This is a genomic window from Mycoplasma elephantis ATCC 51980 (genome assembly GCF_000687815.1).
GTDB lineage: Bacteria > Bacillota_I > Bacilli_A > Mycoplasmatales > Metamycoplasmataceae > Mycoplasma_H > Mycoplasma_H elephantis.
Genome location: NZ_JHXU01000001.1, coordinates 113,487 through 120,307 on the forward strand (window position 1 = coordinate 113,487; position 6,821 = coordinate 120,307).

Sequence of the window (6,821 nt, forward strand, 5' to 3'; positions counted from 1 at the left end):
TTATCATGTTCAAATATTTAATACAGCGTGTTATTTTAGCACTATTTACTATATTAATAATTACCATCGTAACCTACACATTGGTTGCGTGGTTTTCTAATGAACCTTGGACTAGCGAATATATTGATAAAGGTGGATACAAAGTTTTCAATAAATCAGCCGAATTATATGTAAAAGAAAAAATGGTTGAATATGATTGAGGGAGATTTGATGAAGAAGGTAATTTTTATAGATTGCCTATAATCCAAAGGTTCTTTATGTACATTGGGGATATACTAAAAGGCGATTTTGGTGATATATATTTAGATTCAAATAAAAGTATTTCAACATATATACCTAATGTATTTTTCAAACCATTAAAATGAACAATTATTGTTACGGTTCCATCATTTATTATTTCTGCATTTTTAGGAATTATTTTAGGAATATGATCTGGATATAAAAGAGGTACATTTATTGATACTATAATTAATACTACAAGTTTATTATTTGTTGCATTACCATCATTTGTAATTGCTCCATTTGTTATTCAAATAGCAATGAAAATGGGAATTGCTCCTGAAGTACTCAACCCTGAAAAACAAACAAGTGCAACTACCTTTGAAATCATTGTTTCATATATACCTGTAATATTGGTTGTTACACTTACGTCCATGGTTGGTTATATTATTTATACAAGAAACATGCTTATAACTGTAATGAATACAAATTATGTATTGATAGCTAAATCAAAAGGTTTAAATAAATCACAAATATTTTTTAAATATATATTAAGGAATATTTCTATCCCTCTTTCAGGTTCAATTATAACATCATATATGATCCTACTTACTGGTTCATTAGTTATAGAACGTTATTGAAATATACCAGGTTCATCACAATTAATAGTTAATTCGTTTCCGAATGGTGAAATAAATATTGTCATGTTTAATATTTTATTCTTTACTTCTTTAGGAATATTTAACACAATTTTAGTTGATGTTTCATATGTTTTTCTAGATCCTAGAATAAAATATGGACAAAAATCTCCTAATTCAGTTTATGCAAAATTTAGAGCTTATTTGATTAGAAGAAAACTTATTAAAGAATTAGTTAATAAGCAAAAAGGAAAAATTTATGGAACAGAATAATTTTGATTATAAGTTAAGCAAAGAAGCTTTAAATTTGTTGAAATTTAAACAATTTTCTAATCAAATTGCAATAAACGAAATTGCTGGAAAACCCAAAAATATGATTAGTGAAATAATTAAAAGATATTTCAAGAATCCATATGTTGTTGTTGCAACCATTATCTTTATTGTTTTAATTTTAACGGCAATTTTGGTTAATCATTTATCGCCAAATAACCATCCTGATAATTTAAATGAAGGGATAAGTCCATTTGCGGTTGATAAAGATAATAATGATACTTTTTATCTTCCATCATCTTTATCACAGATAAGGGTGAGAAAATTTAATATGTTTAGTGATCCGGATGCAGAATTGTTAATGGGCATATCAAAATATCAACCAGCACTAAATGAGAAATTGAATTTACATTATGATTATTCAATAAATTCAGAAGGAGTTTTTATAACTCCGGAATGAAGTGATTTGAAATTTATTGGTAAAGATGGACAAAATTTTAGTATTCGTTATAATGCGTATGAATACAATAAAATTAAAATAGTGATTAAAAAAGCTATGGACGAGGGAATAATTAATTCATCACGTGATTTATATACCCATTTAATTAATAAAAGTGGAAAGTTTGTTGAAATACCAGTAAAAATTGTATTAGATAATGAGTTTGTAAATAAATATTATTTAACACAAAAAAATATCTTTTCGTTGTTAGGTACAGATAATTTGGGTAGAGATATTTGAACTAGAACATGAAGTGGTACGTGAGAATCAATTCAGTTAGCTTTAATTGTTGCAACAATAGAAACAATAATTGGTGTTACAGTTGGGGCATTACTAGGATTTAATGTTGGTAAAAAAATTGATACACTTACAATGCGTTTAATTGAGATTATAACTGCTCCACCAACACTTATTATTTTCTTAATGCTTGTATCTATTTTAGGAACTTCAAACTTTGCACTTGCCGTTTCATTAATAGTTATAGGTTGAACCGGGCCTGTTTCTGGTACTCGTATGTTTATAATAACGGTTAAAGATGAAGAATATATTTTGGCAGCAAAAGCAATTGGAGCAAAAACATCTAGACAAATTTTCATTCATGCTTTACCCGCTATTTTAGGTAAAATAGCCTATTCTTACGTTCAAAGAATTCCGTCAGTTATATTCTCGATTTCATCATTAGCATTTTTAGGATTTTTTCCAAATAATACATCTTCAAATTTAGGTAAATTACTTATTGATAGTATTAGTCAAGTAGGGGATAATGTTTGAATATTATTGCTTCCATCACTTATTTTATTAACCTTGTCGCTTTCATTACATTTTATAGCTTTAGGAGTTCACGATGCGCTTGATCCAAAAGTAATTCGTGTAAAATAAAATTATGCAAAAAATAACATTAGTTCAAAAATTAAAATCGTACCTATCTCAAAAATATATGCCATTACCTAAAGTTATTGATAGTATACGTACAAAAGAAGTTAATAAAGATGTTTTGTTGGATGTTAAAAATTTACGTGTTTCTTTTAAAATCAACAAAAAAAGTACAATTAATATTGTAAGAGGAATAGATTTGAAAATTAAACCTGGTCAAATTATTGGTCTTGTAGGTGAATCTGGAAGCGGCAAATCTGTAACATCTAAAGCACTCTTAAATATAAATGAAAACGCTATAATACAATGTGATAAATGTCAAATTGAAGATCTACAAATAAACAAACTTAAATTTGATCGTCATTGACAAGCAATTAGAGGAAGTAAAATTGGTTATATACCACAAGATCCTTTAACATCACTTAATCCAACAAGAAAAATAGGGAAACAACTTTTAGATGCTTTAAATAATAATATGGAATGGAAAAATAAAAAATATGTAGAGAAGAAAGAGTATTTAATAAGTTTATTAAAAAGATTTGGGTTAATAAAAGCTAATGAAATTTTTAATTCTTATCCACATACATTAAGTGGAGGAATGAAACAAAGAATAGTTATTACAATGGTGGTTGCCTTAAAACCAAGTTTAATCATTGCGGATGAGCCAACAACAGCTTTAGATCCAACGGTTCAAGCATCAGTATTGGCATTATTTGAACAAATAAGACAAGAATTCAAAATTTCAATAATCATGATTAGTCACAATATTTCTGTTATTGCGAAATTCTGTGACTATATTTATGTTATGTATGCGGGAAAAATAGTTGAGCAAGGATTAAAAGAAGAAATTTTTACAGATCCAAAACATCCATATACATGAGCTTTAATTTCGGCTATTCCTGAAAATGATGATGAAAAACTTTACACAATTAAGGGTACTCCACCTGATATGGCAAATTTACCTTCTGGAGATCCTTTTGCCCCAAGGAATGAGTATGCGTTGGAAATAGATTTTGTAAAAGAACCACCTTTAATTCCAATTACAAAAACGCACTCAGCCGCAACATGGCTATTACATCCAGATGCACCAAAAGTAAAAATTAATGATCAACTAAAGAAAAGGTTGGAAAGTTTTAGAAAGGTTTTTTATGCAAAATAATAATAGAAAAACAATATTAAGCGTAAAAAATTTAAAAAAATATTTTATTAATAGAGGTTTAATCAATAAAGCCGTTGATGACTTAACTTTTGATTTGTATGAGGGTGAAATTTTAGGTTTGATAGGCGAATCCGGGAGTGGAAAAACAACGGTAGGAAGAACCCTGCTTAGGCTTTATGATCAATTCAATGGTTTTGTTACATTAGACGGTAAAATTATTTCAGGCCAAAAACTTAATCGTGAACGAGTAAAACATTTAAGAAAAAATATGCAAATGATTTTTCAAGATCCTCATGCGTCACTTAACGGACAAAAAAATATTTATTCAATATTAAAAGAACCATTAATTGTTAACGGTTTAGCAAAATCATTGGTGAAAGATTTGTTTTCGGATTGAAAATATATAAAAGAAAATTTTAGATATACCTTTGAAGCAAAAGCGAACAAATTAAAACTTAAAAATTTACAATCTATAAATGAACTAGCTAAAGAATTTTTTGATAATTGGAAAAACCGATTAAAACAATTTAAAGTTACAAAAAATGATAACTTTGAGGACAAATTTGATGAATTATTTAGATATCTTGAAGCAAAACAAGAGATGGAATCAATTATTGTTAACAATATTTACGCTAATACTACAGAACTTACTCGTTTTTATAATGAAAAGCAACAAGATTTTCGTAATAATATAATTGACAATGATGAAAAGGAACTTAAAGAAGCTCGTGAATTTTACTTAAAAACAAAGCTTTTAACAAAATTTTCTGAAGAAGCACTTATATATATCGATAAACTTAAACAATTGGAAAAAGAAGAAAAAAAATTTTCCCAAGTTGTTAAAGAATTCAAAATAAATAATAAGAATGCTTATAAAAACTTTATTCAAGAATTTAAATCTGAAATAAATCTACTTAAAGCAAGCAAAAACATTTCGGAAGATTTAGACTCTTATGCACATTTTACTAAAAATATTTATTTAAATAAATGGTCTATAAAATCAATAAAATATATTATGACAAAAGTTAGATATATTAATATTGAAGATATTACAAAATTAATTGAGGATTTAAAACAATATAACGCTAAATTTTATGAGGAAAATCTTAATTTTAAATTTGTTTTAAAACATAATAAAAAAGTGAAAAACATTCTTGCAAGATCATATAATTTTGATTTTTCAAATTATAGAGCTATATCGCAAGTTAAAAGAAAAGAAATTCATGACAAAGAACATGAATATGAAATAGAAAAAAATAAATTTAAAGATTTGATTGAAAAAGAAAAAAATAATACAAGTGTTTTCAAAACTAAACAAGATGTTGAAAAAGCAAAAATAAAATGGTTGGAAGCAAAAGAATTCAATAAGAAAGAAATTGTTGGTTATATTCAAGCAAATATAGAAAAAAATAAAAAATTAAAAGAGCAAATAGATAATGAATATAGCTTATACAAGGATTTAAAGCAAAAACAAACATATTTAAATAAGTTATTTGATGATAATTTTAAAGAATTTTTAATTACACTTAAACAAAAATTACAAGAGAAAACAAAGGATTTTAAAGAAATTAAATTAGAAATAAGTAAATTCGAAACGATAGTCCAAGAGAAAAAACAAACGCTTAAATCATTTGATATAGAGGTCAAATATTTAAATAAAGATATAAGATCTTTACATTTACTTTTAGGAATAAACAAAGCATTTAGCAAAAAATTTATCAAATGATATAGAAAAATCGAACATTACATTATTTATCCAATTGCTAAATATAAAATTAAAAATTTACTCATAAAAAATAAAATTTATAAATCCCTAGAAGATGTAGGCCTTCTTAAACAATTTGCTTATCGTTATCCTCATGAATTTTCTGGGGGTCAACGTCAAAGAATAGTTATAGCTAGGGCATTAATTTCAGATCCGAAGGTTATTGTTGCGGATGAGCCAATAGCATCTCTAGATATTTCTATACAAGCTCAAATTGTAAATTTACTTAAAGAACTTTGTCAAGAAAAAAATATTGGTCTTATTTTTATAGCTCACGATTTATCCATGGTTGAATATATAGCTGACAGAATTTTAATTATGCATTTGGGTAAAGTTGTTGAAAGTGGTAACACAACAAAAATATATAAAATGCCAATTCATCCATATACAAAAAATCTATTTAAAGCAATCCCTAAAATCTCAAATGCTAATGAAAAATTTAAAAATATATCATTTGAATTGAATTATTTAATTGAACAAGAATTTCCTAATGTTTGTGAAACATTTGAGATAGAGCCTGGTCATTTTATTTATGGCACAAAAGAGCAACTTAAAAAGTGATTAAAAAAATAAACTAATGAGTTTATTTTTTTTAAATAATGTTAAATTAGATTAAAAAACACAAAACTAATGCAAGAACTTTCAAATCATTTTATATAGAGGGGATAGATAATTAAGAAATTAAACCTAAAATATTGTTAAAAATAGAGTGTATTTTTTATTAAAATAATATTTATTTAAAAATTAGTATAAATCCTTTATTTTTCATATTTTTTTATTTTTTTATTATAAATACTAATTTTTTTGACATTTTATTATGGAGGGTATAAAAAAATGATAAAAGAATCAGAAAAAATAACATTGATAAAAACCGAAAAAGCTACCAAAAAAGAAATAAATCAGGTTTTTAACAAATTCAATAACATCAAATGTGATAGAATGATAAATGAAGAGAATGAGGAAAATTCATACATTTTGATGGAATGAAATAGGAACGATATGAAAAATAAAGAGGCAAAAATACATGAGCAAAATAATTGAGGCGGTTTAATAGAAGCGGTAGTTCAAGCAATAACGCCGGTGTTTAAGAATATGCTTGATGAATCAAATAAAAAACAAGAAGATAAATTCAAAACAATGTTAGATGAATCTAATAAAAAACTAAAAATTGAGATTCTTGATGAAATTAATCCTAGATTTGACGGAATAGAAAATGATATAAAAATCTTAAAATCTGATGTAAAACAATTAAAATCAGATGTTGCCGAATTAAAATCAGATGTAAAAATGCTTAAATCATTTCATATTGAAGAAATTAAAAAATATAATGAAAAAAATAGGAAATAATATAGTATATGTTTATGTTTATATCTTTAATTTTTAGTTAAAATTCGATAT

General features: G+C 25.6%; 5 protein-coding genes. All 5 read left to right on the plus strand.

The window, feature by feature from the left end:
- The first annotated feature begins 5 nt into the window (after positions 1-5).
- Positions 6-1,130, plus strand: coding sequence for an ABC transporter permease (locus T380_RS0100465; protein WP_027334008.1), 1,125 nt, complete (start codon positions 6-8; stop codon positions 1,128-1,130).
- Complete coding sequence (locus T380_RS0100470) at positions 1,117-2,505, plus strand: ABC transporter permease (protein WP_027334009.1); 1,389 nt, start codon at positions 1,117-1,119, stop codon at positions 2,503-2,505. Before T380_RS0100465 ends, T380_RS0100470 begins: the two co-directional genes overlap by 14 nt.
- A gap of 4 nt (positions 2,506-2,509) precedes the next feature.
- Positions 2,510-3,658 carry an ABC transporter ATP-binding protein gene (locus T380_RS0100475; RefSeq protein ID WP_084259783.1) on the plus strand — a complete coding sequence of 383 codons (1,149 nt, stop codon included), beginning with the start codon at positions 2,510-2,512 and terminating at the stop codon, positions 3,656-3,658.
- Positions 3,648-5,996: an ATP-binding cassette domain-containing protein gene (locus tag T380_RS0100480; protein ID WP_027334011.1), complete on the plus strand. Its 2,349-nt coding sequence runs from the start codon at positions 3,648-3,650 to the stop codon at positions 5,994-5,996. The genes T380_RS0100475 and T380_RS0100480 overlap by 11 nt, the downstream gene beginning before the upstream one ends.
- A gap of 261 nt (positions 5,997-6,257) precedes the next feature.
- Positions 6,258-6,770, plus strand: a complete 513-nt coding sequence (locus T380_RS0100485; RefSeq protein ID WP_027334012.1) for a hypothetical protein — start codon at positions 6,258-6,260, stop codon at positions 6,768-6,770.
- Positions 6,771-6,821: the final 51 nt, after the last annotated feature.